Source organism: Xanthomonas sp. WHRI 7945 (assembly GCF_035026585.1).
In genome coordinates this window covers 1-26882 of the sequence record NZ_JAYIQP010000021.1, presented here as the reverse complement: position 1 = coordinate 26882, position 26882 = coordinate 1, and the positions used below count along the sequence as shown (strand labels likewise).

Below are 26882 nucleotides of genomic sequence, written 5' to 3'. Positions count from 1 at the left end.
AGGATCGCGGCAGGTGGGAATCAGGGCGAACAACGGGCGGCCAGCGCCGGATCGACGGCGAAGCGCCAGGCGTCCACGCGTGCGCTGCGCGGCAGGTACTCCAGCTGCAACGGCTTGCCGTCGCGTTCCAGTTTCAGCTGCATGCGGGTGTGCTCGTCGGCCATCGCCTGTTCCAGCGGTGTGTATTCGACGATGCGGTCGTTCTCCTGCACGCCGGCACGGGCGGCGGCGGAATCGGGTAGCAGGTTCTTGACCACGCCCATGCGCATGCGATCGAAGCCGAGTTCGAACGGCTGGTGCGGCGCGGGTACCACGCGGTAGCAGCCGAACACCGGGGCGGCCGGCACGATCAGTTTGCCGGCGACCATCGCGTCGAACTCGCTGCCGGCGCCGGCGCCGAGTTCGCGCAGCACCATCGCGCGCCATTCGGATACGCCGATGGTTTCGCCGGCGCGCTGGCGCTTCAGCACTTCCAGCACCAGGGCGTCCACCGAATGCGCCTGCCGGCCATGCTGGCGCAGCTGCGCATCCACGCTCACCAGGTACATGAAGCCGCGGCCGTACGGCACGCGCTGGGCGCGCGCGTCCTTCCAGAAGCGTTCGCCGGCGGCGGCGTTGTCGAGCGCGCGGAACGGGTTGTCGTAGTAGCCGTCGGCGCGGTGGTTGATCGCCTGCAGGAAGGCGTTCTTGTCATAGACGCCGGCGCGCAGCGACAGCAGCAGCGAGTAGAACTCGGCCGTGCCTTCGGTGTACCAGGCGGTGAGCGCGTGCTGTTCGCCGTCGAGCTTGGGCCAGGTGTGGGCCATCTCGTGCGCCAGCAGCGCCTGCGGGCCTTCGGCGATGGTCTGGCCCTGCGGTCCGTAGCCGAACATGAAGGAGTGCGCCAGGCCGGTGCCGCCGCCGGCCGGATACGGGTTGCGGCGGGCGAAGGCGCGATAGGCCGAGCCGTCGTCGCCGAAGAAACGCGCCATGTAGCGGTACAGCTGGCCGGTCTGCGTGGACAGCCGCTGCGCGTCGAACGGCGGGGTGTCCATCCAGTAGAAGTGGAAGACGTCGTCGTCGTTGTCCGGCACCCGCTGCATCGCGCCGACGGCGTAGTAGGAGAAGCGCAGCAGGTCGCTCGGCGCGGTGGTGCGCTGTTCGCCTTCGCCGACGCTCCACACGCCGCGCGCGCCGGCCGGCAGCGCGCTCAGGTCCCAGCGCAGGTGGATCTGGCGCGGCGCCTCGCCCGGCGGCAGCGCCATGAAATAGACGCCGGCGCCCATCAGGCCGCCATCCTGCGCGCGCAGGTCGAACAGCGGGCCGTTGCGGGTGTCGGCATCGACTGCGCGCGGCGGCGTGGCGTAGTCCACGTCGACGTCGCCGACGCTGGCGCGGGTGGCGAGGTAGTTGCGGTACTTGCCGGACGGGTCCGGCGCTTCGTCGACGGCGCGCAGCGGCAAGGCGCCGCGCGCGTCGCGCACGTTGATCTGTTCGGCGCTGTAGGCGGCGGTCGGGGTGGACACCAGTTCCACCGGCATGCGCAGCAACGGCGCGCCGGCAGCGACCTTGGGCGCGGGCAGGTGCAGGTGCACCTGCAGCGTGTCGATCCGGCCGGCGTGGGCCTTGGGCGTGAGCACCACGTCCAGCGGGACCGGAGCGGCAGCTGGTTCGGCGGCGAGCGCGGCGCAGGCCGGTATCAGCAACAGGGCAAGGTGCAGCCAGCGGGTAGGGCGTGCGCTCATGGTCGGGCCTGGGGCAGGTAGGCGATGCATTCGATTTCCACCTTCGCGCCCAGCGCCAGGGCGTTGGCGCCGAAGGCGCTGCGCGCGGGCAGGTGGCCGGGCTTGAAGCGGCGCACGTACAGGGCGTTGAACCCGGGCCATTGCGCCATGTCGGTCAGCATCACCGTGCACTTGGCGATGTCGTCCATGCCGGCACCGGCCAGGGCCAGCGCACTGGCGACATTGTCCAGCGCGTTGTTGGCCTGGGCGCTGAAATCTTCGGGCAACCCGCCCTTTGCGGCGCTGCCGATCTGGCCGGAAACGTAGAGCGTGTCGCCGGCGCGCACCGCCGCCGAGAACGGCGCGCCGGGCGCGGTGCCGTAGTGGCGCAGCGGCGCGGGTGCGGCCTGCGCGGTCCATGGCAGCAGGGCGCACAGCAGCAGCGGAAGTCGTTTCATGACAGGGCCTCGATCAGGCGTTCGACATCGTCGCTGTCGTTGTAGAACGACGGCGAGACGCGAAAATAGTTGCGGTACAGGGTGACCGCGACGCCGGCGGCCTTCAGCTTCGGCGCCAGGCGCTTGCCGACGTCGGGCTGGGCGAAGGACACCAGCGCGGAGCTGGAGTCGGACGGGGTCATCGGTTCGAAGCCCAGACGCGGGATCGCGTCATGCAGGCGCGCCAGCAGCGGTTGCCGCCATTGGGCGATGGTGTCCACGCCGATGCGTTCGATCAGTTCCAGCGACGTCGCCAGTGCGGCGGCCGCCGCGTTGTTGAGCGTGCCGACCTCGATCTTGCCGGCCAGGCCGTCGATCGCCTGCGTCTCCAGCGGCGGTTCGCCGGGCGGGTCGAACGGCAGGATGTGCGAGACCGTCTCGCCTTCCTGGCGGTAGCCCCACACGGTCTGCCGCAGCGCCTGCTGGCTGGCGCGGCGCGCGTACAGCACGCCCAGGCCGAAGTCGCCCATCAGCCACTTGTAGGTGGAGCTGGCGGCGAAATCCACGCCGCTGCCGTGCAGGTCGATCGGGGTGTTGCCGGCGGCCTGGATCAGGTCGGCGTAGACCAGCGCGCCGCGGCTGTGGGCCAACTCGCAGACCGCCTTGAGGTCGTGCTGGAAACCGTTGACGCTGGACACCAGGGTCAGCGCGACCAGCCGCGTGCCCGGGGTGATCGCCTTGTCCAGGTCCTCCAGGCGGATGCGGTTGTCGTGCGGGCGCACCACCTGCACGTCGAGGCCGCGCTTGGCCAGTTCCATATACATGAACAGCGAGCCATTGAAGTGGTAGGCATCGGTGACCACGCGCTGGCGGCTGTGCGGGATGCCGAGGCCGTTCAACACCAGGTTCTCGCCGAACATGGTGCTGGGAATCCACGCCAGTTCGTCGCGGTCGGCATGCAGCAGCCGGCTCAGTACGGCCATCGCGCGTTCGCGGTCGCCGCCCATGTCGACCTTGTCGGCGTTGCCGTTCATCAGCCGCGCGTCGAGGAAGCCGCGCTGCGCCTGCGCGGCGGCGCGGGCGATCGGATGCATGTAGGCGCCGTTGAGATAGCAGCCGGCGATCTCGAAGGCATTGCCGAGGCCTTGCAGGCCGCGTGCGGGCGTGGACGCGGCGGCCGTGGCAGCGTTGGTGGCGCCGGCGAGGCCGGACAGCGCGGCGGACAGCGGCAGTGCGCCGGCCGCCGCCAGCAGTTGCCGGCGGGTGGGATCGAAACGGGGCGAGCGAGTGTCCATGGGAGCGTTCCGGCAGGCGACGGTCGGTTCAGTGCAGTTCGGCTTCGGCTTCGATCTCGACCGGGATGCCGAATGGAAGCTCGGCCATGCCGACCGCGCTGCGCGCATGTTGGCCCAGTTCCGGCCCCCACAGCGCCAGCAGCAGGTCCGAGCAGCCGTTGATCACGTTCGGCAGGCGCTGGAAGCCGGGCGCGCAGCGGACCATGCCGAACACGCGCACCCAGCGCTTGACGCGATCCAGGCTGCCCAGGCTGCGTTCCAGGCTGGCCAGCATCGACAGCGCCGTCTGCCGCGCGGCGGCATAGCCCTGCGCCTCGTCCAGGTCGTCGCCGATGCGGCCGCCGCCGGCCATGCTGCCGTCCGGGTGTTGCGGGCCGTGGCCGGAGATCAGCACGCGGGTGCCGATCACGTGCACCGGGGCGAACGGCAGGATTACCCCGTCGGGCACGCGCAGCGGCGGCGGCAACACCAGGCCGAGCGCACGCAGGCGTGCGCTGACGGTGTCGGATGGGAGGGCGTGCGGGGTCTGCATGGGATGGGGGATCGGGTTCATTGAAGTGTCTTGGGGGCCGGCGCGAACGGGGTCACGCCCAGGGCGCGATAGATCTCGGCGGGCAGGTACAGCTGGCGGTCCTTGACCACCAGCGAGGGCTGGCGGATCGCGGCGATGTCGGTGGTGGGATCGCCGGGCAGCAGCACGAAGTCGGCCTGCTTGCCCGGGTGCACGCTGCCGAGGCGGTCAGTGCGGCCGAAATGCTGCTCGCTCTGCCAGGTGCCGGCGCTCAGCGCCTGCTGCGGGGTCAGCCCGGCGGCGACGTACAGCTCCAGTTCGCGGTGCACGGTGAAGCCGGTTGTGTCGTCGGTGCCGGGCAGCAGCACGGTGCCCTGCCGGTGCAGGCGGCCGATCAGTTGCAGGGTCTTGTCCAGCGCCTGGCGGTAGCGGGCGTCGGCCTGCGGGTTGAGGTCGGGCACGAAGGTGCGCTGGCGGTAGCGTTGGTAGGCGATCGGCATGTGCGACAGGTACGGCGCATCGGCCGGCAGCACGCTGCCGGCGCGGCTCAGCATCAGCCGCTCCAGGATCACCTCGGTGGTGTCCAGGGCGATGTCGCGCTGGCGCATCAGCTCCAGCGTGCGGCGCACCTGCGGCGCGTCCAGGTCGAGATCGGCCACACGCTGCATCGCGGTCAGCCGCAGCGGCGTGCGCGTGTCCTCTTCGGGGGCCAGCACCCAGCCGAGCATCAGCTGGTTGATGTGGGTGATCTCGTCGTAGCCGGCGGCGATCATCGCGTCGGCGTTGGTGAAGGCCGGGATGTGCCCGGTGACGCCCATGCCCAGCGCATGCGCGCGTTCGGCGATCGGCGCCACCCAGGCCGGATTCATCGAGTTGTACAGCTTGATCTGCCAGTAGCCGTGGTCCTTGTACCAGGCCACGTCCTTCAGCGCCTCGTCGAGCGTGTCGACGACGAAGCCGTTGCGCGCCGAAAACGCGCTGCGGCCTTCGAGGAAGCCGTTGCGGACGATGCGCGGGCCGGCGATCTCGCCGCGGTCGATGCGCGCGACGAGATCGAGCAGGAACGCGTTGTCGTTGCCCATGTCGCGGGTGTTGGTGACGCCCGCGGCCAGGTACCACAGCCCCGAAGACAGGGTGCTGTGCGAATGCATGTCGTGCAGGCCGGGAATCACCGTGCCGCCATTGCCGTCGTAGACGCGGTCGCCGGGCGCCGGCCGCCATTGTGCGCCCATCGAGACGATGTGCCCGTCGGCGACGTGCAGGTTCACCGCGTCGCTGCGCAGCCCGTTGACCGGATCGAACACATGCACGTTGCGCAGCCACAGCCCGCGCTCCAGCGGATGCGCGAGCTGGCGCTGCAAGGCCTGCGCATGCGCGAACTGCTGCGCCTTCACCGCGTCGGTGAGCTTCGCCACCTGCGCCTGGTAGCCCTCACGGATCGCCACGGCGTCGTCGTCGAGGTCGGCCAGCAGGGCGTCGTCGGCGTCGACGGCGAGGTAGTGCGGTTCCAGGTCCAGCCCGGACAGCCGCAGCAGCCGCGCCTGAAGCGGCGGCGCGCCGGCCTGGCCGTCCAGCGCCAGCGTGCCGACCAGTTCCAAGCGCATGCGGCCGCTGGGCAGCACGTCCAGGGCATGGTCGGGTGCGGCCAGCAAGGCCTTGGCGTAGGTCCACATCGCCCACGGGCTGCTGTCGTTGGTGATGTACAGCTTCGGTTGCGGCAGCTGCTTGCGTCCGCTGTCGGCCTGGCTGCTCCATTCGGCGACGCCGTCGCGCCACTGGTAGCGCTCGGCGACCTGGCCGCCCATCAGCGAGGTGCCGGCGACCGACCAGGCCAGCGGCAGCGCGTGCTCGCCGAGCACGATGGTCTCGTGGTGTTTGGGGCCGCGGCCGTTGTTGTCGACGTGGTAGTCGACCTCGTAGGTGTCGCCGTTGGCGGATGCTTTCAGATAACCGACGTTCTCGCCGTTGGCGATCAGCACCAGCGAGTGCGGCGGGGTCGCGGCGGGCGCGGCGTGGCCGGCGAACGCGCAGGCGGCCAGGGCGGTGGCCAGCAGCAGGGTGCGGGTCATTTCAGGAAGTCCTTCAGCAGGGTGTGCAGCTGCGGGCGCAGCGCCTCTTCGGCGAACACGGCATGGCCGCCGGGCAGGATGCGGAAATCGATGCGCGCCGGATCCACTCCGCTGTGGTGCAGCGCATACCAGGGCCCGAGCGCGGGCACGGCCAGGTCGTAGTAGCCGTTGAGCGCCAGCACCCGGAAGCGGGGATTGGCCTGCGCCAGCCTTGCCAGGTTCGGCGTGGGATTGAAGCGCATCGCGCTGCCGACCGGGCGCGGGCCGGCGCCGTCGTCGGCGGCGAAGCGCCAGGCCATGGCGATGTCGATGTCCAGACTCACGTAGTCCTGCGGCAACCCAGCGCCGAACAGGCCGTGCAGGTAGTCGGCCATCACCGCGGAGTTGATCCGGTTGCTGCGGCCGAGGCCCAGCGCCGGATCGTTGGCGGCCGAGGGCCGGCCGTTGTCGTCCGCGTGTGGTGCCGGCAGCGGCGCGACGATGCGGCTGTCGAGCCGGCCGATCTGCTGGCCGTCGGCGGCCAGCACGCCGAGCCGGAAGGTTTCGACATCCGGACGCAGGTCGGCCGCCAGCAGCGCTTGCGGTGGCAGGCCCAGCAGCGCGGCCAGGCGCGCGGCCATGCGATTGCGTGCATCGGCCGGCAGCGCGCTGCCCTGCAGCAGTGCCTGCGCGTAGTCGCCGAGCGCGAACGTACGCGCCTGCGCATAGACGCTTTCGACAGGTTGCCCAGCCAACTCGCCCTTGCCGTGGGCGGCGGCAGCGACGGCCAGCGCGGGCAGGTCGAACACCGCGCGCAGATCGTTGCCGGCGCTGTCGTCGCTGCTGGTGGCATCGAGCAGCGGCGACACCAGCAGCACCCCGGCCGGACGCAGGTCGGCGATATCTGCGGCGAGCAGCGCGAGACGGTAGCCGCCGTAGCTCTCGCCGGCGATGTACAGCGGCGCGCGTTCGCGACCGTGGATTTTGAGCCAGTGCCGGATCATCGCCGCCACGGCCTTGGCGTCGCCATGGTCGGACCAGTAACGCGCGCGTGCGGCGGCATCGGCCGGCGCCCGGCTGAAGCCGGTGCCGGGCGGGTCGAGGAACACCAGGTCGGCGGCATCGAGAATGCTGTGCGGATTGGCGACCAGGGTCTGCCGCGTGCCGTTGCGCACGCGCAGCAGCGGGCCCAGGCCTTCGACCTGCAGCACCGACGATGCGCCGGGTCCGCCATTGAAGGCGAACAGCACCGGCCGCGTATCGGTATCGACGCGCTCGGCCATGTAGCCGATGGCGCTGATCGAGGCGTCCGGTTCGCCGTCGGCGCCGACCAGGTCGAGCTGGTCGAAGCCGACCCGGTAGCGCAGCCGCTGCTCGCCGATGCGGGCCTGCTTCGGGCTGGACAGCAAGGCCGGGTGGGCGCGTGGCGCCGCGTCGTCGGCGGCTGCGGCGAACGGCAGCGCCGCCGCCAGCAGCAGGGCCAGGCCATGCATCCAGTTCATCGGGACATTCCGCAACGGGGGCAAGGGCCGGCCGCCGCGCGGCGGCCGGCAGCGCACATCAATAGTCCCAGGCCAGGGTCAGGCCGACCGTGCGCGGCTGGATCAGCGTGGCGCCCAGCGTCGAACTGGCCAGCGAACCGCGGCGGTTGGCGTTGATGTAGCCGACCTCGTCGGTGAGGTTGCGCAGGTACAGCGTGGCGCTCCAGGCCTGGCCCTGCACGCCGGCGCTGAGGCCGAGCGTGGTGTAGCTGGGCAGGTGGATGCGCGGGATGCTGGCCGAGGTGGTGAACTCCATGTCGCGCGCGCCCATGTAGGCCACGTCGGCCCCGACGAAGCCTTCCAGGTCGTTGCCCAGCGCGACATAGCGCTTGAGCGAGGCCGAGGCGCTGTTGCGCGCCGAGTACGGCAGGCGATTGCCGTCCTTGCCGTAGGCGGAGGAACCCTCGGTGTAGCCGGGGATGTCCTCGGCCAGGGTGGCGTCGGTGTAGGCGTAGCTGGCGGTGAGTTTCCAGTCGGCCGACGGTACCCAGGTGGCGGACAGCTCCAGGCCCTGGCTGGTCGCCTTGCCGGCGTTGGTGGTGTAGCTGCTGCCCAGGGTCGGTTCGACCTGCGAGATCTGCAGGTCGCTCCAGTCGATGTAGAACAGCGCCGCGTCCAGGCTGAGCGAGCGGTCCAGCAGTTGCGTCTTCAGGCCCAGCTCGTAGCTCCACAGGCTGTCGGAGTCGTAGGAGAACGGGATGTTGGCCACCAGCGTGCCGTTGCTGCCGCCGGCGCGGTAGCCGGAGGCCACGCGCAGGTAGGCCATCAGCTCGTCGTTGAAGCGGTAGCGCGGCGAGAACAGGTAGGTGGTGGCGCTGTCCTTGTTGCTGTCGAAGCTCTGGTTCGGATCCTGCAGCAGGCCGCCGGTGTCGCTGTTCTCGCGCAGGCTGTTGCGCGCGTAGCGGGCGCCGAACTGGATGTCGAACTGCGGGGTGAAGTGGTAGGTGGCGTCGGCGTACACCGCCTTCTCGCGGTAGCTGCTGTCGCCCAGCGAGACCAGCAGCGGGAAGTCGCGGTAGATGGTGCCGCTGGTCTTGTCGGCGATGTAGAAGTTCTGCGTGCTCTTGGCTTCCTCGTCGCTGTAGAACGCGCCGGCCTGCCAGTCCAGCGCGCGTTCGCCCTGCGAGACCAGCCGCACTTCCTGGGTGGTGCGGTCGGTGTTGTAGCGGTTGTCGATCAGCGAGCTGGGGTTGTCGCTGTCCAGGCCGAAGAGGCCGGCGAACACCGGCGCGAGCCGGCCGATGCTGGTGTAGCCCACGTCCTGGTAGGCGCGGCTGCGGTGCTGGGCGTAGCCGCTGATGCTGTCCAGCGTGGCCCAGCCCAGGTCCCAGCTGACCTTGGTGGTGTAGAAGCGCACCTGGCCCTTGAAGGTATCGCCGCCGCGGATGCGGTCGTGGCTGTACTGGCCGAACAGCGGATGCAGCTCGGGATCGGTGTCGACCACCGAGCTGGAGCCGGTCTCGGTGTCCTGGAACAGCGCCGAGGAGCGCACCGTCACCGTGTCGGTGACGTTCCACAGCGCCGAGACGCGGCCGCCGCGCACCTGGCTGTCGTTCTCGTCGCCGCCGTTGGTGTTGTGGATGAAGTCCGGGTCCTGGCGCTGGAACACGCTGAGCCGCAGCGCGAAGCGCTCGGAGAACGGCAGGTTCACCGAGGTGCGCGCGTTGTAGCCGGAGCCGCCGTGCGCGGCGCTGGAACCGCCGGCCTCGACATGGCCGAAGGTCGCGCCGGTGTCGGCATCGGCCATCACGTACTTGATCAGCCCGCCCATGCTGCTGGCGCCGTACAGCGTGCCCTGCGGGCCGCGCAGCACTTCGATCTGCTGCAGGTCGGACGGATCCAGGTCGGGGATCGCGCCGGTGCTGAGCGCCGAACCGTACGGCACGTCGTCGATGACGATGCCCGAGGTCGGGCGGCTGCCGAGGCCGGAGTCGGTGGCGATGCCGCGCAGCACGATGTTGCTGCTCATCGGCGACTGGATGTAGGACAGGCCGGGCAACTGGGCGAAGTAGTCGGCCAGCTTGTAGTTGCCTTCGCTGCTCATCTTCTCGGTGTTGAGCACCTGCACCGACATCGGCACGTCCTGCAGGCGCTCGCTGCGCTTCTGCGCGGTCACGGTGATGGTATCCAGCTGCTTGGCGGCGGTGGCGCCGTCGTCCTGCTGGGCGACGGCGATGGACGGCAACAGCAGGAGCGCGCTGGCCGGGCAGCACAGCACGCGCGAAATGACCTGGGAAAGACGGTTGCGGGCAACGGATGACATGGGCGGGACTCGCTGGCTGGCGTGGGCGGGTGGGGTGGGTGGAGCGCGAACGGCGGGTGCTGCGGGAAGTGCGGACTGTCACCAGGTGCGGCGGACCATCTGGCGGATGTCCTGGGCGAGGTCGGCGGCGCTGCGCTCGACCGTGTACATCATGTGTCCGCCCTCGTAGTAGCGGGTGCGCACCTGGTCCATCGGCAAGCCGGACTGCGCGGCGAGGTAGTCCATCGCGCCGATCGTGGTCTGGCTGTCGTAGTAGCCGTTGCCGACCAGCAGCCGGCAGCGCGGGTCGGCGACCAGCAGTTCGCGCAGCTGCCCGACCCATGGGTAGTCGCCGAACGGCGACTTGTTCGCGTCCCAGTCCCAGGCGTTGAAGTCGCCGGAGGTCGGCATCGCGGTGGAGTAGCGGCCGGCCTGCGCGGGTACCTTCAGTACCTGCCGGTAATAGCGTTCGGCGACGGCGTTGTAGTCGGGCACGCTGCGCGAGTTGCCCTGCGCATCGAGCAGGTAGCGGCCGTCGCTGGCCGACAGGATCTGCCCGGGGAACAGCTGCCGCGCGTAGGCGACCTTGGAGACCTTCAGGTCGGCCTTCAGCCAGGCCTGCGCCGGCAGGCCGGTGAAGCCCTGCAGCGCCTGCGCCACCTCCTCGCGTTGCTGCGCGCTGGCGCGGTTGCCGAGGAACAGCGTGGTGAGATAACGGTCGCGGCCGTAGGCGGAGGCTTGGTCGACGAACTGCGTGAGGCTGCGGCCCTTGCGATCAACCTTGCCGTGGTACCAGCCGAGTGCGGCCAGGGTCGGCAGCGACACCGCGTAGCTGACGATGTTGTCGCGGCGCTGCGCGTATTCGAGGATGTTGGCGGCCTGGCCGAGCAGGACGATGCCGTCCACCGCGATGCCGGCGGCCTTCAGTTGCGTGGCCGCTTCCGGCGCGCGCAAGGTGCCGTAGCTTTCGCCCAGCAGGTAGACCGGTGCGCCGCGGCGGCCGTGCCGGTCCAGCCACGCCGCCACCAGCTGCGCGAGCTGGCGCGCGTCGGCGCGGGTGGAGAACTGGCTGGCCGGCGCCACGCCGTCGGCGACGCGGCTGTAGCCGGTGCTGGCCGGATCGAAGATGACGATGTCGGCTGCGTCCAGCGGCGAGTAGCGGTTGTCCACCAGCTCGAAGCCGGCGGCGTTGGCGTGCAGGTCGTCGGGCACGGCCAGCCGCTGCGGGCCGAGCAGGCCGAAATGCAGCGGCGTGCTGGCGGCGATCGGGCCGCCGTTGAAGGCGAAGATCAGCGGGCGGGCGCTGTCGGCGGACGTGGCAACGTAGGCGGTGGCGACCAGCCGCGCGGCCGGGCGCCCGTCGGCGCCACTGGTGGCGTAGGTCTCCACCGTCGCGGCGTAGTCGATGCGCTGGCCGTTGAACACGCCGCGGTGCTGCGTGGTCACCGGCGTCGGCAGCGTCACCTGGTCCAGCGTGGCCGGATCGACGAAGCCCAGCTCCGCGGCGTGCATGCTGCCGGCGGGCAATGCCGTCGCCAGGGCCAGTGCCAGCAGCGGCTGCAACAATCGGGTCTTCGGCGGCACGGGGCCGGGACGTGCGGTCGTGGAGCGCATGGGCTAGTCCGTGCTGGGAAGAGAGGAAGCGGCGGCGAGGAAGGCCTCGAATGCGCGGCGGCCCTGGGCACGGCTGGCGCGTTCGGAGTACCACATGTGCCCGCCCTGCAGGCACAGGTTGGTCACCCGCGCGGCGTAGCGCGGGCCGGCGGCGCGGGCGGTCTCCACCGAGCTTTCGCAGGGCCAGCCGTCGTAGCGGCCGCGCAGGCTCAGCACGCGCAGCTGCGGGTCCTGGTCCATCGCCTTGCGCAGCGGCGCATCGGCGCCTTCGGGAACCTTCTGCGAGAAATCCCACAGTTGCGCCATCCAGTCGTCCGGCATGCCGGTCTTCGGGTCGGTGTAGCGCGGCGATGGATGGAAGGCGTTGCCGAACGGGCCGCGATACAGCAGGTCGCTCTCGAAGCCGAGCTGCTGGCGCAGATAGCGGTTGAACACGCGCGAGGTGCCGTTCATCAGGCCGGCCATCAGCTTCAGGCTCGGGTCGATCCCCGGCATCCAGGGAACGTCCTTGGCGCGACGCGGCGCGGTCATGCGCAGGTCGTAGCGGCCCAGTTCCAGGCCTTGGTCGGCGAGCAGGCGATCGGCGAAATCGGCGGTGGAAATGGTCAGTTGCTTGGCATCGATGTCCTGCTCGCGCAGGCCGCTGAAGCGCGCCAGCCCGGCCAGGATCCGGCGCCGCGATTGCGGCGTCTGCGTCGTGGGGGAGGCCAGGAACGGCAGGTAGTCCTGCTGCATCCACGCTTGCGCCTGGGCCACCGCCGCCGTTTCGTCGAGCGCCTGCAGCGTCGCGTCCAGGCGCCGGTGGTAGTGCGCCGCGGCGGTGAACTGCGGCAGGTTCAACGCGTCTTCCGGATACGCCGCCGGCGGCGTGCCCAGGTCGAAGTTGTAGGACACCAGCACCACGCCGCGCACCGGCATGCCGCGCCGCTGCAGCACCGCGGCGACCAGCATCGCGCGGGTCACGCCGTAGCTTTCGCCGGCCAGGTACAGCGGGCGGTCCCAGGCGTCGTGGCGGGTCAGGTAGACCCGGATCGCTTCGGCGATCGTTTCGGCATCACCGTGCGCGGTGTACAGCGTCGGCAGGTCCTTGGCCTCGGCCGCGCGGCTGTAGCCGGTGCCCAGCGGATCGACGAACACCAAATCGCTGGCGCCCAGCCAGCTGTCGGCGTTGTCGACCAGCGGCCGCTCGCTCTGCGCCGGGATCCAGTCCGGCAGGCGATCGGCGGTGTCCAGGCGGCGCGGGCCGACACCCAGGTGCAGTTGCGCCGAGTTGGAGCCGGGGCCGCCGTTCCACAGGAAGGTGAGCGGCCGCGCGGCGCCGGCACTGGCCGCAGTGCTATAGCCGACGAAGAACACCGACGCCATCAGCCGCCCGGTCGGATCGTCGTGGATCGGCAGCAGCCCGGCCTCGGCGGCGTAGCGGAGCGTGCCATGGCCTGCGACGGCGACGCTGCCGGCCGAGTGCACCTGCACGTCGGCATGCACCGGCACCGCCGCCGGCGCGTCGGCGACCGCGGCCAGCCACAACGCCGCCGCGGCCCCGAACGGACGCAGCCAGGCATTGGCGCGACAGCACGATCTGGCGGACGGCATGGACGTCGGCATGGCAGTTCGGTTTTCCCCTGGTGACGCGTGGTTGGGCGCCCGATGCATGGGCGGCGGCGGCCCCCCTGGCCGCGGCGCGATGTCGCTTCAACAGTTTGTTGATATAGAAAAATAATTTGTATGTCAAGGCCGCGTCACGATCCTGTGCGCCGGTCTGCGCCGGTACACCGCTGTCTCGACGCCCGCGGGCGCAGCCGGCAAGATGGCCGGTGCGCATTCGCCAGGCTTTCCTCGGACGGACGATTCAATGGCAACAGCGAAAAAGGGCACGGCGCCCGCCGCCAAGCGCAAGCGCGGCCCGGCGGCGCCTGCGCAAGGGCTGGGGGCGGGCGTGCAGGTGCGCGACCTGTTCGCGCTGCTCGAGCCGGTGGTGACCCTGCTCGGCGCGGTGATCGGCGAGAACATCGAGGTGGTGCTGCACGATCTGTCCGCGCCCGATGCGTCGGTGCGGGCGATCGCCAACGGCCATGTGTCCGGGCGCAATCTCGGCGACCCGATCCTCAGCGGCCCGCGCGAGGACGCCGGCTTCAGCGAGCTCTACCGCGACGTCGAGGGCACCGGCGCGATCAGCTGGTCGATCGTCGACGAGTACCAGACCACCAACGCCGCCGGCCGCCACCTGCGCTCGGCCACCTTGCTGTTCCGCGACGGCGCCGGCCAGCCGGTGGCCGCGCTGTGCCTCAATGCCGACATGACCGTGTTCGAGATGGCCCACGGCTGGCTGGAACAGATGCTGCACCGCAAGCCCAAGCCGCCGCGCAGCGAGGCGCCGGCCGGCGAGGTCGGCCTGGAGGCGATGATGCAGGAGATCATCGACGACGCGGTCAAGCGCTTCATGAAGCCGCCGGCGCTGATGAACAAGGAAGAGAAGATGTACGCGGTGGAGGCGATGATGCATCGCGGCCTGTTCCTGATCCGCAACAGCGTGGAGCAGGTGGCGGCGGCCTTGGGGGTCAGCCGCTTCACCATCTACAACTACATCGAGCAGATCAAGCAGAAGAAGGCGGCGGCGCGGCCGTAGCGCAGGGGTCTGGCCGGCCTGCTGCCGCGCGCGGTCGCTGCTTGCCAGAGGCGTGTCATCCGGCTGTTGCGCAGGTCCCGTCGGCAGCGGCCGACCGCCTCTCCGTTACATCCAAATGACGGCGAGCCAGGGGCGCATTCCGCGCGCCGCAGGCCGGCTGCGGCGATCCGTCGCACGCAGGTGCGGCAATGTGTCGCACACAAAAACACGCCCGTGCGCACGCTCGGCCTTGTCAATGGCTTTCGGAGATGCCGCACGGCAGCATAAAATGCGTGGTCGATCGCGCATGCCGGCCAGGATGCCGCAGGAAACGTGGAAAGGCCCGTCTGCGCCGCCCCCCGTTCGCCACTGCGCGGTCCGCATCCCCTACGCAATTGGATCGTTCGATGATTCCGTTGAAACAACTCCGGCGCTCGCTGCGCTCCGGTCTGTTGCTCCTGCCCGCGTTGCTGCTGGCCGGGTGCGACTCGGCCATCCTCAACCCCAAGGGACAGATCGGCCACGACGAAAAGACGTTGCTGATCACCTCGGTGGTGCTGATGCTGCTGGTGGTGATCCCGGTCATCGTGATGACTCTGGCCTTCGCCTGGCGCTATCGCGCGTCCAACACCAAGGCCCGCTACGAGCCGAACTGGTCGCACTCCACTGCGATCGAGGTGGTGGTGTGGTCGATCCCGTGCATGATCATCCTGGTGCTGGCGGTGCTGACCTGGCGCTCCTCGCACGCGCTGGACCCGTACAAGCCGCTGGAGTCGGACGTCAAGCCGATCACCATCGAGGCGGTGGCGCTGGACTGGAAGTGGATGTTCATCTATCCGGAGCAGGGCATCGCCACGGTCAACGAGATCGCGTTCCCGGTGGATACGCCGCTGAACTTCAAGATCACCTCCGACACGGTGATGAACTCGTTCTTCATCCCGCACCTGGGCACGCAGATCTACGCGATGGCCGGCATGGAGACCAAGCTGCACCTGATCGCCAACGAGCCGGGCGACTACTTCGGCCTGTCGGCGAACTACAGCGGCCATGGCTTCTCGAAGATGGCCTTCACCGCGCACGCCACCGACCAGGCCGGCTTCGACGCCTGGGTGGCCAAGGTCAAGGCCGCGCCGAAGGCGCTGGACCAGGCCGAGTTCCAGGTCCTGGCGGCGAACCGCAACGACAAGGCGCAGTACCCGGTGACCTACTACTCGTCGGTGCAGGACGGCATGTTCAAGTCGTTGATCGACAAATACATGATGGGCAAGGGCCACCACATGCAAGGCCACGACGACCATCCGGCATCGGCTGCTGAGCCGGTCGCCATGTGCACTTCTGGAGACAAGTGATGCTAGGCAAACTCACGCTCGAGGCGATTCCGTACCACGAGCCGATCGTCATGGGCGCGCTGGCCGGCGCCGGCCTGATCGGCCTGCTGATCATGGCGGCGATCACCAAGTACAAGAAGTGGGGCTACCTGTGGCACGAGTGGCTGACCTCGGTCGACCACAAGCGCATCGGCGTGATGTACATCGTCGTGGCGCTGGTGATGCTGCTGCGCGGCTTCGCCGACGCGGCGATGATGCGCACCCAGCAGGCCATCGCCCACGGCGGCAGCGAGGGCATCCTGCCGCCGCACCACTACGACCAGATCTTCACCGCGCACGGCGTGATCATGATCTTCTTCATGGCCATGCCGTTCATGACCGGCCTGCTGAACCTGATCGTGCCGCTGCAGATCGGCGCGCGCGACGTGGCGTTCCCGTTCCTGAACTCGCTGAGCTTCTGGCTGTTCGTGGCCGGCGCGGCGCTGATCAACATCTCGCTGGGCGTGGGCGAGTTCGCGCAGACCGGCTGGCTGGCGTATCCGCCGTTGTCGGGGCTCGAATACAGTCCCGGGGTGGGCGTCGACTACTACATCTGGGCCTTGCAGATATCCGGCTTGGGTACCTTGCTGACCGGCATCAACTTCTTCGTGACGATCATGCGCATGCGCACGCCGGGCATGACCCTGATGCGCATGCCGATCTTCACCTGGACCGCGCTGATCACCAACATCCTGATCATCGCCGCGTTCCCGATCCTGACCGTGGCGCTGGCGCTGCTGGGCGCCGACCGCTACCTGGGCACGCACTTCTTCACCAACGACGGTGGCGGCAACGCCATGATGTACGTCAACCTGATCTGGATCTGGGGCCACCCGGAGGTCTACATCCTGATCCTGCCGGCGTTCGGCATCTTCTCCGAGCTGATCGCCACGTACAGCCGCAAGCGCCTGTTCGGCTACACCTCGATGGTCTACGCCACCTCGTGCATCGGCGTGCTGTCGTTCATCGTGTGGCTGCACCACTTCTTCACCATGGGCTCGGGCGCCAACGTCAACGCGTTCTTCGGCATCACCACGATGATCATCTCCATCCCCACCGGGGTGAAGATCTTCAACTGGCTGTTCACCATGTTCCGCGGCCGCGTGCATATGACCTCGCCGGTGCTGTGGACGATCGGCTTCATCATCACCTTCACCATCGGCGGCATGACCGGGGTGATGCTGGCGATCCCGGCGGTGGACTTCGTGCTGCATAACAGCCTGTTCCTGATCGCGCACTTCCACAACGTGATCATCGGCGGCGTGGTGTTCGGCTACCTGGCCGGTCTGACCTACTGGTTCCCGAAGGCGTTCGGCTTCAAGCTCAACGAGACGCTGGGCAAGGCCTCGTTCTGGTGCTGGATCATCGGCTTCTTCGTCGCCTTCATGCCGCTGTACGTGCTCGGCTTCATGGGCATGACCCGGCGCATGAACAGCTACAACCACCCGGAGTGGGCGCCGTGGCTGATGGTGGCCGCGGTGGGTGCGGCGATCATCGGCATCGGCATCTTCCTGAACCTGGTGCAGATCGGCTACAGCATCTGGAAGCGCAAGGACAACCTGGACCTGACCGGCGACCCGTGGGACGGCCGTACGCTGGAGTGGGCCACGTCCTCGCCGCCGCCGTTCTACAACTTCGCCGTGCTGCCGCACGTCGACGACCGCGACCAGTTCTGGGAAGACAAGCTCAAGGGCAAGGGCTGGCCGCGTCCGGCCAAGTACGAAGCGATCCACATGCCGCGCAACACCGCGGCCGGGTTCTGGATCGGCGCGTTCAGCGTGGTCCTGGGTTTCGGCCTGATCTGGCACATCTGGTGGATGGCGATCATCGGCCTGGTCGGCATGATCGGCAGCTTCATCGCGCGTTCGTTCGACGACGACGTCGACTACTGGGTCCCGGCGGAGGAAGTGGAACGCATCGAGAACGCGCGTTTCGCCCTGCTGGAGCAGCAACAGGCGGCGCATGCCGCAAAGGCGGTCTGAACCATGTCCACCACGACCATTGAGAACCACGCCGTCCACGCGGACGGCCACGACGACCACGCGCACCACGACAGCGGCGGCAACACCGTGTTCGGGTTCTGGGTCTACCTGATGAGCGACTGCCTCATCTTCGCCGGCCTGTTCGCGACCTACGCGGTGCTGGCCGGCGCGACGGTGGACGGCCCGACCGCCAAGGAACTGTTCGACCTGAAGTTCGTGCTGGTGGAAACCTTCCTGCTGCTGTTCAGCAGCCTGAGCTTCGGCCTGGCGATGATCTCCGCGCACAAGCGCAGCCTGGGCGGCCTGTACGGCTGGCTGGCGGTCACCGCCGCGCTCGGCCTGGGCTTCCTGGGCATGGAAATCTACGAGTTCCACCACCTGATCCACGAAGGTGCCGGTCCCGGCCGCAGCGCGTTCCTGTCCGCGTTCTTCACCCTGGTCGGCACCCACGGCCTGCACGTGGCCTCGGGCCTGCTGTGGATGGCGGTGCTGGTGATCCAGATCGCCAAGAACGGCCTGACCCCGCGCAACGCCACGCGCCTGGCGTGCCTGAGCCTGTTCTGGCACTTCCTGGACGTGATCTGGATCGGCGTGTTCACCATCGTCTACCTGCTGGGAGCGCTGTAATGGCCAACCACCATTCTTCCGACGCACACGCCGAGGCCTCGCACGGCGGCGGCCTGAAGTCGTACCTGATCGGCTTCGTGATGGCGGTGATCCTCACCGTGATCCCGTTCGGCATGGTCATGAGCGGCGCGTTCCCGAAGGGCGTGACCGTCATCGTCATCGCGGTGCTGGCCGCGGTGCAGATGCTGGTGCACCTGATCTACTTCCTGCACATGGACCGCTCCGCCGAGCAGCGCTCCAACGTGCACGTGGGCCTGTTCTCGCTGCTGATCATCGGCATCGTGGTGATCGGCTCGCTGTGGGTCATGCACAACCTCAACGTCAACATGATGCATTGAGGCAGGGCGCGGTCTGCCGCGCCCGAGAGAGAGGCCGCCTTCGGGCGGCCTTTTTCGTTTGCGGTCGCGATTGGCGCGGATGCTGCCGAGGTGGGGATCGCCGTTGTCCGGGCGTTCTGCTACCGCCGTGAGCTGCTGAGCGGTCCAGGCGATATCGATTGGCGCAGGGAGGGGCATCCCGCCAGCCTGCTTGCTGCTTGCACCAGGATGCGACCGTGTTGATATGCCGGGTCGCTATTCGTAACATTTAAAGTTACATTAACCGCATCCTGCGATGTCGCTCGATCCGCTTCACGTGCGAGGGCTCATGCCAATGCTTCTGCTTTGCCACGCTGGCGTCGCCTGCGGCATGCGACCGCTGCCTCCTTTGCCGTTCCGCCTGAACGCAACGGACGCGGCAGTAGCACATCGCGCTGCGTTGTTCGGAGCACACCCATGACGCAGCACACGCCATCCCCGTTCGCCGACCCGGCTGCCGTCGCTTCCTATGCGGCGGACGCGCTGCGCAGGGTGCCGGGCCTAGCCGACCTGCATCGCATGGCGACGCTGCTGCTGGACGAGCATGCGGCGGGCGCGGCCCACATCCTCGTGGTCGGCGCCGGCGGCGGGCTGGAACTGAAGGCCATGGCCGAGGCGCGGCCGCACTGGCGCTTCACCGGCGTCGATCCGGCGCCGCCCATGCTCGAGCTGGCGCGGCAGGCGGTCTTGCCTTTCGCCGAGCGCGTCGATCTGCGCGCAGGGACGATCGACCAGGCGCCGGCCGGCCCGTTCGACGGCGCGACCTGCCTGCTCACCCTGCATTTTCTCGATCGAAGCGAGCGGCTGCGCACGCTGCGGGAAATCCGCCGCCGCCTCGTCCCGGGCGCACGCATCGTGCTGGCCCAGCATGCGCCGCCCGGCGACGACCGTGCGCGCTGGATGGCGCGCTCGGCGGCCTTCGGCGATCGCACCGACGCCGGCCCCGCCAAGGCGATGGCCACCGCCGCGATGCTGCTCGAACGCCTGCCGCTGCTGGCGCCGGCCGAGGAGGAAGCGCTGCTGCGCGAAGCTGGCTTCGTGGATATCGCCCTGTTCTATGCCGCCTTTTCGTTTCGCGGGTGGGTCGCGAACGTCCCGGCATGAAGAGCAGGTAAGCCGGCACACGGACGAAACTGCCGCCGGCCCCTGGCACGAGCAAGCACTCGCGAAGGCCGCCTGCGGGTGGCTTTCCTGTTGCGCACCTGCCCGCATTCGTTCGCGAGCCTGCGGCGCCGAGGCCGGCGTCGATCGCGCAACATCGATCATGGGCATCGGCTTCAGTTCGCTGGAGCGGGTGCGATGAACCGGGAGAGGATCTTGGCCGTCGCATCCCACAGGTGCCGCCGCGCAGCGTCGCTGTTCGCCGGTCCCCACGGGGCCAGCGGGCGCGCATTCGCGGTCACGTAGGCGCCGGTCTGGCTGCCGAACGCCGGGTCGATGGCAAGCCGCACGATGCCGTCGGCGCCGCGCTGCGGGTTGCCGATGTCCAGCCCATGCAGCAGCCGGGCGAGGGGACGTGCGAAGCCCAGTTCCCGGCCGAGCCCGGTGACGTTGAAGCCGGGGCACAGGCAGTTGGCCGCAACGCCGGTGCCGCCGAGCCGGCGCGCCAGTTCCAGCGAAAACATGATGTCCAGCAGCTTGCTGCGGCCGTAGATCCGCGACGATCCGCGCGCGCTGAAAGGGGCGACATCGCACAGGTCGGCCGCGATGGCCAGGCCTCCGCTTTGGCGCGAGGCTTGCGAGCCGACCGTGACGATGCGCGACGGAGCGGAACGGAGCAGCGTTGCCTGCAGGACATGGGTCAGCAGCCACGGGGCGAAGTAGTTGACCGCGATCATTTCCGCGTAGCCGTCCTTGCCGACGCGCTGTCGGAAGGCATGCAGGCCGGCGTTGTTGATCAGCACGTCGATGCGCGGATGCTGCCTGGCGATGGCCCGGCCGGTCGCGGCGACCGCCGAAAGGTCCGAAAAATCCACATAATGCACATCGATCGGCGTGGCCGGAGCGGCGGCCAGGATGGCGGCGCGGGTCTGGTCCGCCTTGGTCTGGCTGCGCGCGGTGAGCACCAGGCGTGCGCCGCGGCGCGCCAGCGCCAGGGCCGCCAGCTGGCCGATGCCGTCGGTCGCGCCGGTGATGAGGATGGTGGGAGGAGCGGGCATGGCGCAGGCAGTGATTTGGTTGATATATATCAACTAAATCACGAATGCCGCGCGCTGTCCATCCGTACTTTGGAGACAGGCGGAGAACACATGGGCAGACGTCGTGCGGCACTTGTCGGGGAACTGGGCAGCGAACTGGGTGCCTTGCTGGCGGCGTCGCGCGCGGTCATGGCCGCGTCGGCCGCGCGTTTCCACCCCGATCTGCAGCCTGCCGCGTATCAGGTCGCCGCCGCGCTCGCGCGCCATGGCCCCAGCAAGACCGGGCACCTGGCCGAGACGCTCGGCATGGACAAGAGCGCCGTCAGCAGGCTGGCGAAGTCGCTGATCGAGCAGCGATTGGTGGAGGCGGCGGCCGATCCCGACGACGGACGGGGAACCGTATACCGCCTGACCGATGCCGGCAGCCGGCGCCTGCAGGCCGCCGATGCGGTCAAGACCGAGGCCTTCCTGGAGCGCCTGGCGCATTGGGACGCCACCGAACTGGCACAGCTGGTCGGCCTGCTCAGGAAGTTCAATCGCCCTTGAAGCGGCACCGAGCGCGTGCGGGGGAACCGCGGAGGCCGACGCATTGTCGAGGCGGCGTCTGCGGGCGGCTCGGGATGGTCTGTGCCCTTGTCCGCAGCGCGTGATCCGCTTGCAGCGTGATCGCCGGCTGCTCGCGGCACCGGCGTGACACCGCGTGCTGCGGGAACCGGCCGCTCCTGGCGGTGAACAACATGCATCGCCACTGCAGCGCGCAGAGCATCGGCGCGCCCCGCGCCGGAGCATGACCAATGGCATAGAGCGCTGCGGCGTGGTGGGCATAGCATCGACGTTTGCTCGTTCGCCGTAGCCCCCACTGGAGACCCCATGAACAAGTCCACCGCCTGGATGGCGCCGTTGTTGCTGGCCGCCGCCGCCTTCCAGGCCACGGCACAGACCGCGCCGCCGCAGGACGTGCCGTTCGCCGGCACGCTGAAGATCGACGTCGACGCGACCGACCTGGCGCGCCGCATCTTCCGCGTGCGCACCACGATCCCGGCCACGCCGGGGCCGATGACCCTGCTGTATCCGCAATGGATTCCCGGCAACCATTCGCCGACCGGGCCGATCGACAAGCTGGCCGGCCTGGTGGTCAAGGCCAACGGCCAGGTGCTGCCGTGGACGCGCGACCAGTTCGACGTGTTCGCGTTCAAGGTGGAGGTGCCGCAAGGCGCGAGCGAGATCGTCGCCGAGTATCAGTTCCTGTCCTCGCAGGGCGACGGCCAGGGCCGGGTGATGATGACCTCGGAGATGCTCAACCTGCAGTGGAACACCGCCGCGCTGTACCCGGCCGGCTACTACGCGCGCAACATCAAGGCCCAGGCCAGCGTGACCTTGCCGCCGGGCTGGAGCTACGCCACCGCGCTGGAGACCGCCGGCCGGGTCGGCGACACGGTGACGTTCAAGCCGATCGATTTCGACGACCTGGTCGATTCGCCGATGTTCGCCGGCAAGTACTACAAGCGCGTCGCGCTGGATGCCGGCGGCAAGGCGCCGGTGTATTTGAACGTGTTCGCCGACGAGGCCAAGTCGCTGGAGGCCAAGCCCGAGCAGATCAAGGCGCATGCGGCGCTGGTGCAGCAGATGGACAAGCTGTACGGCGCGCGCCATTTCGACCACTACGAGTTCCTGCTGGCATTGACCGAGAAGCTCGGCGGCATCGGCCTGGAGCATCACCGTTCCAGCGAGAACAGCGGCCCGCCCAACTACTTCACCGAGTGGGACAAGAGCTGGGCGGGACGCGACCTGCTCGCGCACGAGTTCAATCATTCCTGGAACGGCAAGTACCGCCGCGGTGCCGACCTGGCCACGCCGAGCTTCAATGTGCCGATGGGCGACAGCCTGCTGTGGCTGTACGAAGGCCAGACCCAGTTCTTCGGCGAAGTGCTGGCCGCGCGTTCGGGCCTGTGGACCCAGGTGCAGGCGCGCGACATGCTCGCCGAGGTCGCCGCGACCTACCAGCGCGGCCGCCCCGGCATGGTCTGGCGCACGCTGCAGGACACCACCAACGATCCGACCATGTCGATGCGCCGGCCGCGGGCCTACCGCAGCTACCAGATGAGCGAGGACTACTATTCCGGCGGGCAGATGCTGTGGCTGGAGACCGATGCCAAGCTGCGCGAGCTCAGCGGCAACAAGCGTTCGATCGACGACTTCGCCAAGGCCTTCTTCGGCATGCACGACGGCGCCTGGGACGTGAATCCCTACACCTTCGACGACATCGTCGCCACGCTCGACGGCGTCGCCAAGTACGACTGGGCGAGCTTCCTGCGCAGCCGCGTCGACGGCCACGGGCCGCTGGTCGGCGGCATCGAGGCCAGCGGCTGGAAGCTGGTCTACAGCGACCAGCCGAACGAGGCGATCAAGGCCTACGAGGCGACCAAGAAGGGCGTCGGCCTGACCTATTCGCTGGGCCTGAGCCTGGACGACAAGGGCGCGGTGCAGGACGTGCTGTGGGACGGCCCGGCGTTCGCCGCCGGCATCATCGCCGGCAACAGCATCGTCGCGGTCAACGGTCGCGAATACAGCGCCGACGTCATCAAGGATGCGATCACCGCGGCGAAGGGCGGCACCGCGCCGATCGAACTGCTGGTCAAGCGCGGCAACCGCTACGACACGCTGCGCATCGACTACCACGGCGGCCTGCAGTATCCGCACCTGGAGCGCATCGCCGGCAAGCCGGACCGGCTGAGCGAGCTGTACAAGGCGCGTTGAGCCGTCGTGGCTGCAGCGGCTGCGCGCGATCGCAACGCGCAGCCGCCGCTCAAACATGGCGAGAAAAAAGGCGCTGATGTGCGCGCACTGCTTTTTGTAGGAGCGGCTTCAGCCGCGACAGGCACTATCGGTAACGCACGTCGCGGCTGAAGCCGCTCCTACAGGTGGCGCGAACGGTATCCGGTATTCGGGAAGCCCGCTAGCGGCAATGCACATCCGACACGGCGACGCCGGTCTGGCCCTTGTAGTCGATGTAGCCGATCGACTGCACGCATTTGTTGCGGCCATCGATGCGCACCGGGCCGGCCTGATAGGAGTACGTGTCGTCGTCGCGGGCCCACCACGGAGCCCATTGCCACACGCCGCAGTTGTTCTTGTTGGGCTTGCAGACGTAGACCTCCACGCTGGTGGTCAAGGCCTTGCCCCAGGTCGGGCCGGCGTGCGCGAACACGGCGCAGTTCTTGCCGTTGCCGCTGTTGTAGTACAGCTGCAACTCGCCGACTTTCTCGCCGCCGATGCGCACCGGCTTGTGATCGATGAGATTGCCGCCGCACTCGTCCGCACGCGCGGCGCCCGCGTAGCAGAGCGCGAGCAAGGTGAACAGCATCAGAGTGGGATATCGCATGGGTGGCCTCGTCCGTTGGGGTAGGTGCGATCCAGCGCTCACGGTACGCGAGCGACGCGGAGCGGCAGTGCCTTGCGCCGATGCCGACACGATCCAGTGACGTCACCACCGATCCAGGGCCGATGCTAAAGCGGTGGGTTCAGCGCCGCGTGAAAGAGCGCTATCGACGCAACGGTTGCCGAGGACATGCGGATCGCGGTGCGGGGCAGGGCATCCTGGGGCGCGTCCGATGCGATTTCTGCGCCGATCGATAAGGCCGATGCCGCCTGCGCCCTTGCAGCCGGTGCTGCGAGGCGTCTGGCACGCTGCTCCGGACGCACGGGCGCGCCGCACTCGCGGCCTCCGCAGTCGTGGCTTCGTCGCGGCATCGGGATGCCAAGCCCGGTCGGCATTGAAAGCGGAGCGTGGCCTGCCGCTGCGCGCGCCCCGCGTCGGGCAATGCTGGCCGCAGCCGCACCCTGTCGCGCAACCTGAGACCGCCAGCCACTATGCTGGCGCATCCCTGCAACCGGAAACAGCGAGATGGCGAAGGCGAAGACGGCCTATGTGTGCGGCGACTGCGGCGCCGAATACACCAAGTGGCAAGGCCAGTGCACCGAGTGCGGGGCATGGAATTCGCTGAGCGAGATCGTGCTGGAGAGCGCGTCGGCGGCCAAGGCGCCGGCCGCGGCGCGGCGCAGCGGCTGGGCCGGCAAGGCCGAGACGCCGAAGATCACCGCGCTCAAGGACGTGGAGCATCGCGACCAGGCGCGCGTATCCACCGGCATCGGCGAGTTCGACCGGGTGCTCGGCGGCGGCCTGGTCGAAGGCGCGGTGGTGCTGATCGGCGGCGACCCGGGCATCGGCAAGTCGACCCTGCTGCTGCAGGCGCTGGCGAAGATGGCCGGTACGCTGCCGGTGCTGTACGTGACCGGCGAGGAATCGCTGGCCCAGGTCGCCGGCCGCGCGGTGCGCCTGGACCTGCCGCTGGAGGGCCTCAACGCGCTGGCCGAGACCGGCATCGAGCAGATCCTCCAGCACGCCAGCGCGGCGCGGCCCAAGCTGATCGTGGCCGATTCGGTGCAGACCCTGTGGACCGAGTCGCTGACCGCCGCGCCCGGCTCGGTGAGTCAGGTGCGCGAGAGCGCGGCGCGGCTGGTGCGTTATGCCAAGGAGACCGGTACCGCGGTGTTCCTGGTCGGCCACGTGACCAAGGAAGGCGGCATCGCCGGCCCGCGCGTGCTCGAGCACATGGTCGATGCGGTGCTGTATTTCGAGGGCGAGAGCGGCAGCCGCTTCCGCCTGCTGCGCGCGTTCAAGAACCGCTTCGGCGCGGTCAATGAGCTGGGCGTGTTCGCGATGGGCGAGAAGGGGCTGAAGGAAGTGTCCAATCCGTCGGCGATCTTCCTGTCCGGCAGCAGCGCCAACCAGCCCGGCAGCTGCGTGATGGTCACGCGCGAGGGCACGCGGCCGTTGATGGTGGAAGTGCAGGCGCTGGTCGATGCCTCGCCGCTGTCCAATCCGCGGCGGGTGGCGGTGGGCCTGGAGCAGAACCGGCTGGCGATGCTGCTGGCGGTGCTGCACCGGCACGGCGGCATCGTGGTCGGCGACCAGGACGTGTTCGTCAACGTGGTCGGCGGCATCCGCGTGCAGGAGACCGCGGCCGACCTGCCGGTGCTGCTGGCGGTGCTGTCCTCGCTGCGCGACCGGCCGCTGGCGGAGAAGACCATCGCCTTCGGCGAGGTCGGCCTGTCCGGCGAGATCCGGCCGGTGCCCAACGGCGAGGACCGGCTGCGCGAGGCGGCCACGCATGGCTTCAAGCGCGCCATCGTGCCCAAGGCCAATGCGCCCAAGACCGGCGTGGTCAAGGGCATGGAAGTGATCGCGGTGGAGCGCCTTTCGCAGGCGCTGGAGGCGGCGAGCGCGTAGCCGCTCCACGACCGCCGGCAGGTGTGCATGTAAGCGTTTCCATGCGGCGGCGTTTATGCCACCATGCCGCCCGCTGCAGTGAGGCAGCGGTTCAAGAAAAAAGGGAAACACAATGGAATGGATGTTGATGCCGCTTAAGCGCTACGCGGATTTTTCCGGGCGTTCGCGGCGCAAGGAGTACTGGATGTTCACGCTGTTGAACATCGTGGTGATCACCGTGCTGATGGTGTTGATGGGCGTCGGCGGCGGCGTCGGCGGCCAGAACGGCACCGGGACGCTGTCGCTGGTGGCGGTCGTGCTGCTGGGCCTGTACTCGCTGGCGGTGCTGGTGCCGTCGATCGCGGTGCAGGTGCGCCGCTTTCACGACCAGGGCAAGTCCGGCTGGTACGTGCTGCTGGGCCTGATTCCGTGGCTGGGCGGCGTCGTGATCCTGGTCTTCATGTTCATGGAAGGCACCAGGGGCGCCAACGCCTACGGTCCGGATCCGAAGCAGGTCTGACGCGCGATCCGAATGTGCAGCAGCCGGGCCCCGTGCCCGGCTGCTGCCGACGCATCGGCGCGCAAGCTGGCGCCGTGCAGGGGCCAGGCAACCCGGATGGCCTAGACGGCGCTCCTTGCATGAGCGCCGTTTTTGCGCCTGCGCGCGGAAATGCAGGGCTTTTGCGGCTTGCTAACTGGCGCATCGTGGAAAGCTTCAATCCCGACGCTGCCCGAGCCGTCGAGTTCACCACTTCGCTCGTCGCGACTGAAGTCGCTCCCACAGGGGGCTTGCGGCGAGTTGGCTGGGAGGGACTTCAGTCCCGGCGCTATCCGAAGCCGTTGAATTCACCACTTCGCTTGTCGCGACTGAAGTCGTTCCCACAGGGAGCTTGCGGCGAGCTGGCTGGGTGCATTGTGGGAGGGACTTCAGTCCCGATGCTGTCCGAAGCCGTTGAGCTCACCGCTTCGTTCGTCGCGACTGAAGTCGCTCCCACAGTGGGCTTGCGGCGAGCTGGCTGGGTGCATTGTGGGAGGGGCTTCAGTCCCGGCGCTGTCCGAAGCCGTTGAGTTCACCGCTTCGTTCGTCGCGACTGAAGTCGCTCCCACAGTGGGCTTGCGGCGAGCTGGCTGGGTGCATTGTGGGAGG

General features: G+C 68.8%; 21 protein-coding genes. 10 read left to right on the top strand and 11 right to left on the bottom strand.

The window, feature by feature from the left end; translation table 11 throughout:
* Positions 1–20: 20 nt before the first annotated feature.
* The 9 genes from VDQ83_RS15540 to VDQ83_RS15500 form a co-directional block, all read right to left on the bottom strand.
* Positions 21–1724 carry a M61 family metallopeptidase gene (locus tag VDQ83_RS15540; RefSeq protein ID WP_455435630.1) on the bottom strand — a complete coding sequence of 568 codons (1704 nt, stop codon included), beginning with the start codon at positions 1722–1724 and terminating at the stop codon, positions 21–23.
* Positions 1721–2161, bottom strand: coding sequence for a RidA family protein (locus VDQ83_RS15535; protein WP_455435629.1), 441 nt, complete (start codon positions 2159–2161; stop codon positions 1721–1723). The genes VDQ83_RS15540 and VDQ83_RS15535 overlap by 4 nt, the downstream gene beginning before the upstream one ends.
* Positions 2158–3435: an aminotransferase class V-fold PLP-dependent enzyme gene (locus tag VDQ83_RS15530; RefSeq protein ID WP_455435628.1), complete on the bottom strand. Its 1278-nt coding sequence runs from the start codon at positions 3433–3435 to the stop codon at positions 2158–2160. The genes VDQ83_RS15535 and VDQ83_RS15530 overlap by 4 nt, the downstream gene beginning before the upstream one ends.
* 28 nt (positions 3436–3463) lie before the next feature.
* The gene (locus VDQ83_RS15525) at positions 3464–3988 is read right to left on the bottom strand and encodes a RidA family protein (protein ID WP_455435627.1); all 525 of its coding nucleotides are present in this window, start codon (positions 3986–3988) and stop codon (positions 3464–3466) included.
* Positions 3985–6015: an amidohydrolase family protein gene (locus VDQ83_RS15520; protein WP_455435626.1), complete on the bottom strand. Its 2031-nt coding sequence runs from the start codon at positions 6013–6015 to the stop codon at positions 3985–3987. Before VDQ83_RS15520 ends, VDQ83_RS15525 begins: the two co-directional genes overlap by 4 nt.
* Positions 6012–7496 (bottom strand): S10 family serine carboxypeptidase-like protein, encoded by a 1485-nt coding sequence (locus tag VDQ83_RS15515; RefSeq protein ID WP_455435625.1) that lies wholly within the window; start codon positions 7494–7496, stop codon positions 6012–6014. The genes VDQ83_RS15520 and VDQ83_RS15515 overlap by 4 nt, the downstream gene beginning before the upstream one ends.
* Before the next feature lie 58 nt (positions 7497–7554).
* On the bottom strand, positions 7555–9798 hold the full coding sequence (locus VDQ83_RS15510) for a TonB-dependent receptor (protein WP_455435624.1): 2244 nt from the start codon (positions 9796–9798) through the stop codon (positions 7555–7557).
* Between the two features lie 78 nt (positions 9799–9876).
* The gene (locus VDQ83_RS15505) at positions 9877–11391 is read right to left on the bottom strand and encodes a S10 family peptidase (RefSeq protein ID WP_455435623.1); all 1515 of its coding nucleotides are present in this window, start codon (positions 11389–11391) and stop codon (positions 9877–9879) included.
* Positions 11392–11394: 3 nt separating this feature from the next.
* A complete protein-coding gene (locus tag VDQ83_RS15500) occupies positions 11395–12984 on the bottom strand; it encodes a S10 family serine carboxypeptidase-like protein (RefSeq protein ID WP_455435622.1) in 1590 nt (529 codons plus the stop codon).
* A 259-nt stretch (positions 12985–13243) separates the two neighbouring features.
* Here VDQ83_RS15500 and VDQ83_RS15495 point away from each other — a divergent pair, with 259 nt between their 5' ends.
* The 6 genes from VDQ83_RS15495 (at position 13244) to VDQ83_RS15470 (ending at position 19432) form a co-directional block, all read left to right on the top strand.
* Positions 13244–14017, top strand: coding sequence for a helix-turn-helix transcriptional regulator (locus tag VDQ83_RS15495; RefSeq protein ID WP_455435621.1), 774 nt, complete (start codon positions 13244–13246; stop codon positions 14015–14017).
* Positions 14018–14403: 386 nt separating this feature from the next.
* A complete protein-coding gene (gene cyoA, locus VDQ83_RS15490) occupies positions 14404–15345 on the top strand; it encodes a ubiquinol oxidase subunit II (RefSeq protein ID WP_455435620.1) in 942 nt (313 codons plus the stop codon).
* On the top strand, positions 15345–17345 hold the full coding sequence (gene cyoB / locus VDQ83_RS15485) for a cytochrome o ubiquinol oxidase subunit I (RefSeq protein ID WP_309912559.1): 2001 nt from the start codon (positions 15345–15347) through the stop codon (positions 17343–17345). Before cyoA ends, cyoB begins: the two co-directional genes overlap by 1 nt.
* Positions 17346–17348: 3 nt before the next feature.
* Entirely contained in the window at positions 17349–17972 is a 624-nt protein-coding gene (gene cyoC, locus VDQ83_RS15480) for a cytochrome o ubiquinol oxidase subunit III (protein ID WP_263397651.1), read from the top strand.
* On the top strand, positions 17972–18310 hold the full coding sequence (gene cyoD, locus VDQ83_RS15475) for a cytochrome o ubiquinol oxidase subunit IV (protein WP_263397652.1): 339 nt from the start codon (positions 17972–17974) through the stop codon (positions 18308–18310). Before cyoC ends, cyoD begins: the two co-directional genes overlap by 1 nt.
* 435 nt (positions 18311–18745) lie before the next feature.
* Positions 18746–19432 (top strand): class I SAM-dependent methyltransferase, encoded by a 687-nt coding sequence (locus VDQ83_RS15470; RefSeq protein ID WP_455435619.1) that lies wholly within the window; start codon positions 18746–18748, stop codon positions 19430–19432.
* Positions 19433–19605: 173 nt separating this feature from the next.
* Here the strand turns inward: VDQ83_RS15470 and VDQ83_RS15465 are convergent, their stop codons facing one another.
* Positions 19606–20487, bottom strand: coding sequence for an SDR family NAD(P)-dependent oxidoreductase (locus VDQ83_RS15465; protein ID WP_455435618.1), 882 nt, complete (start codon positions 20485–20487; stop codon positions 19606–19608).
* A 90-nt stretch (positions 20488–20577) separates the two neighbouring features.
* On the opposite strand from VDQ83_RS15465, the gene VDQ83_RS15460 reads away from it, so the two are divergent.
* Together VDQ83_RS15460 and VDQ83_RS15455 are read left to right on the top strand one after the other, a co-directional pair.
* The gene (locus VDQ83_RS15460; RefSeq protein ID WP_455435617.1) at positions 20578–21012 is read left to right on the top strand and encodes a MarR family winged helix-turn-helix transcriptional regulator; all 435 of its coding nucleotides are present in this window, start codon (positions 20578–20580) and stop codon (positions 21010–21012) included.
* A 324-nt stretch (positions 21013–21336) separates the two neighbouring features.
* Positions 21337–23223, top strand: a complete 1887-nt coding sequence (locus VDQ83_RS15455; RefSeq protein ID WP_455435616.1) for a M61 family metallopeptidase — start codon at positions 21337–21339, stop codon at positions 23221–23223.
* Positions 23224–23422: 199 nt separating this feature from the next.
* Here VDQ83_RS15455 and VDQ83_RS15450 read toward each other — a convergent pair whose 3' ends face one another.
* Complete coding sequence (locus VDQ83_RS15450; protein WP_455435615.1) at positions 23423–23848, bottom strand: hypothetical protein; 426 nt, start codon at positions 23846–23848, stop codon at positions 23423–23425.
* Positions 23849–24370: 522 nt separating this feature from the next.
* On the opposite strand from VDQ83_RS15450, the gene radA reads away from it, so the two are divergent.
* Positions 24371–25756 (top strand): DNA repair protein RadA, encoded by a 1386-nt coding sequence (radA, locus tag VDQ83_RS15445; protein ID WP_263397657.1) that lies wholly within the window; start codon positions 24371–24373, stop codon positions 25754–25756.
* A 112-nt stretch (positions 25757–25868) separates the two neighbouring features.
* Positions 25869–26255 (top strand): DUF805 domain-containing protein, encoded by a 387-nt coding sequence (locus VDQ83_RS15440; RefSeq protein WP_309912575.1) that lies wholly within the window; start codon positions 25869–25871, stop codon positions 26253–26255.
* Positions 26256–26882: the final 627 nt, after the last annotated feature.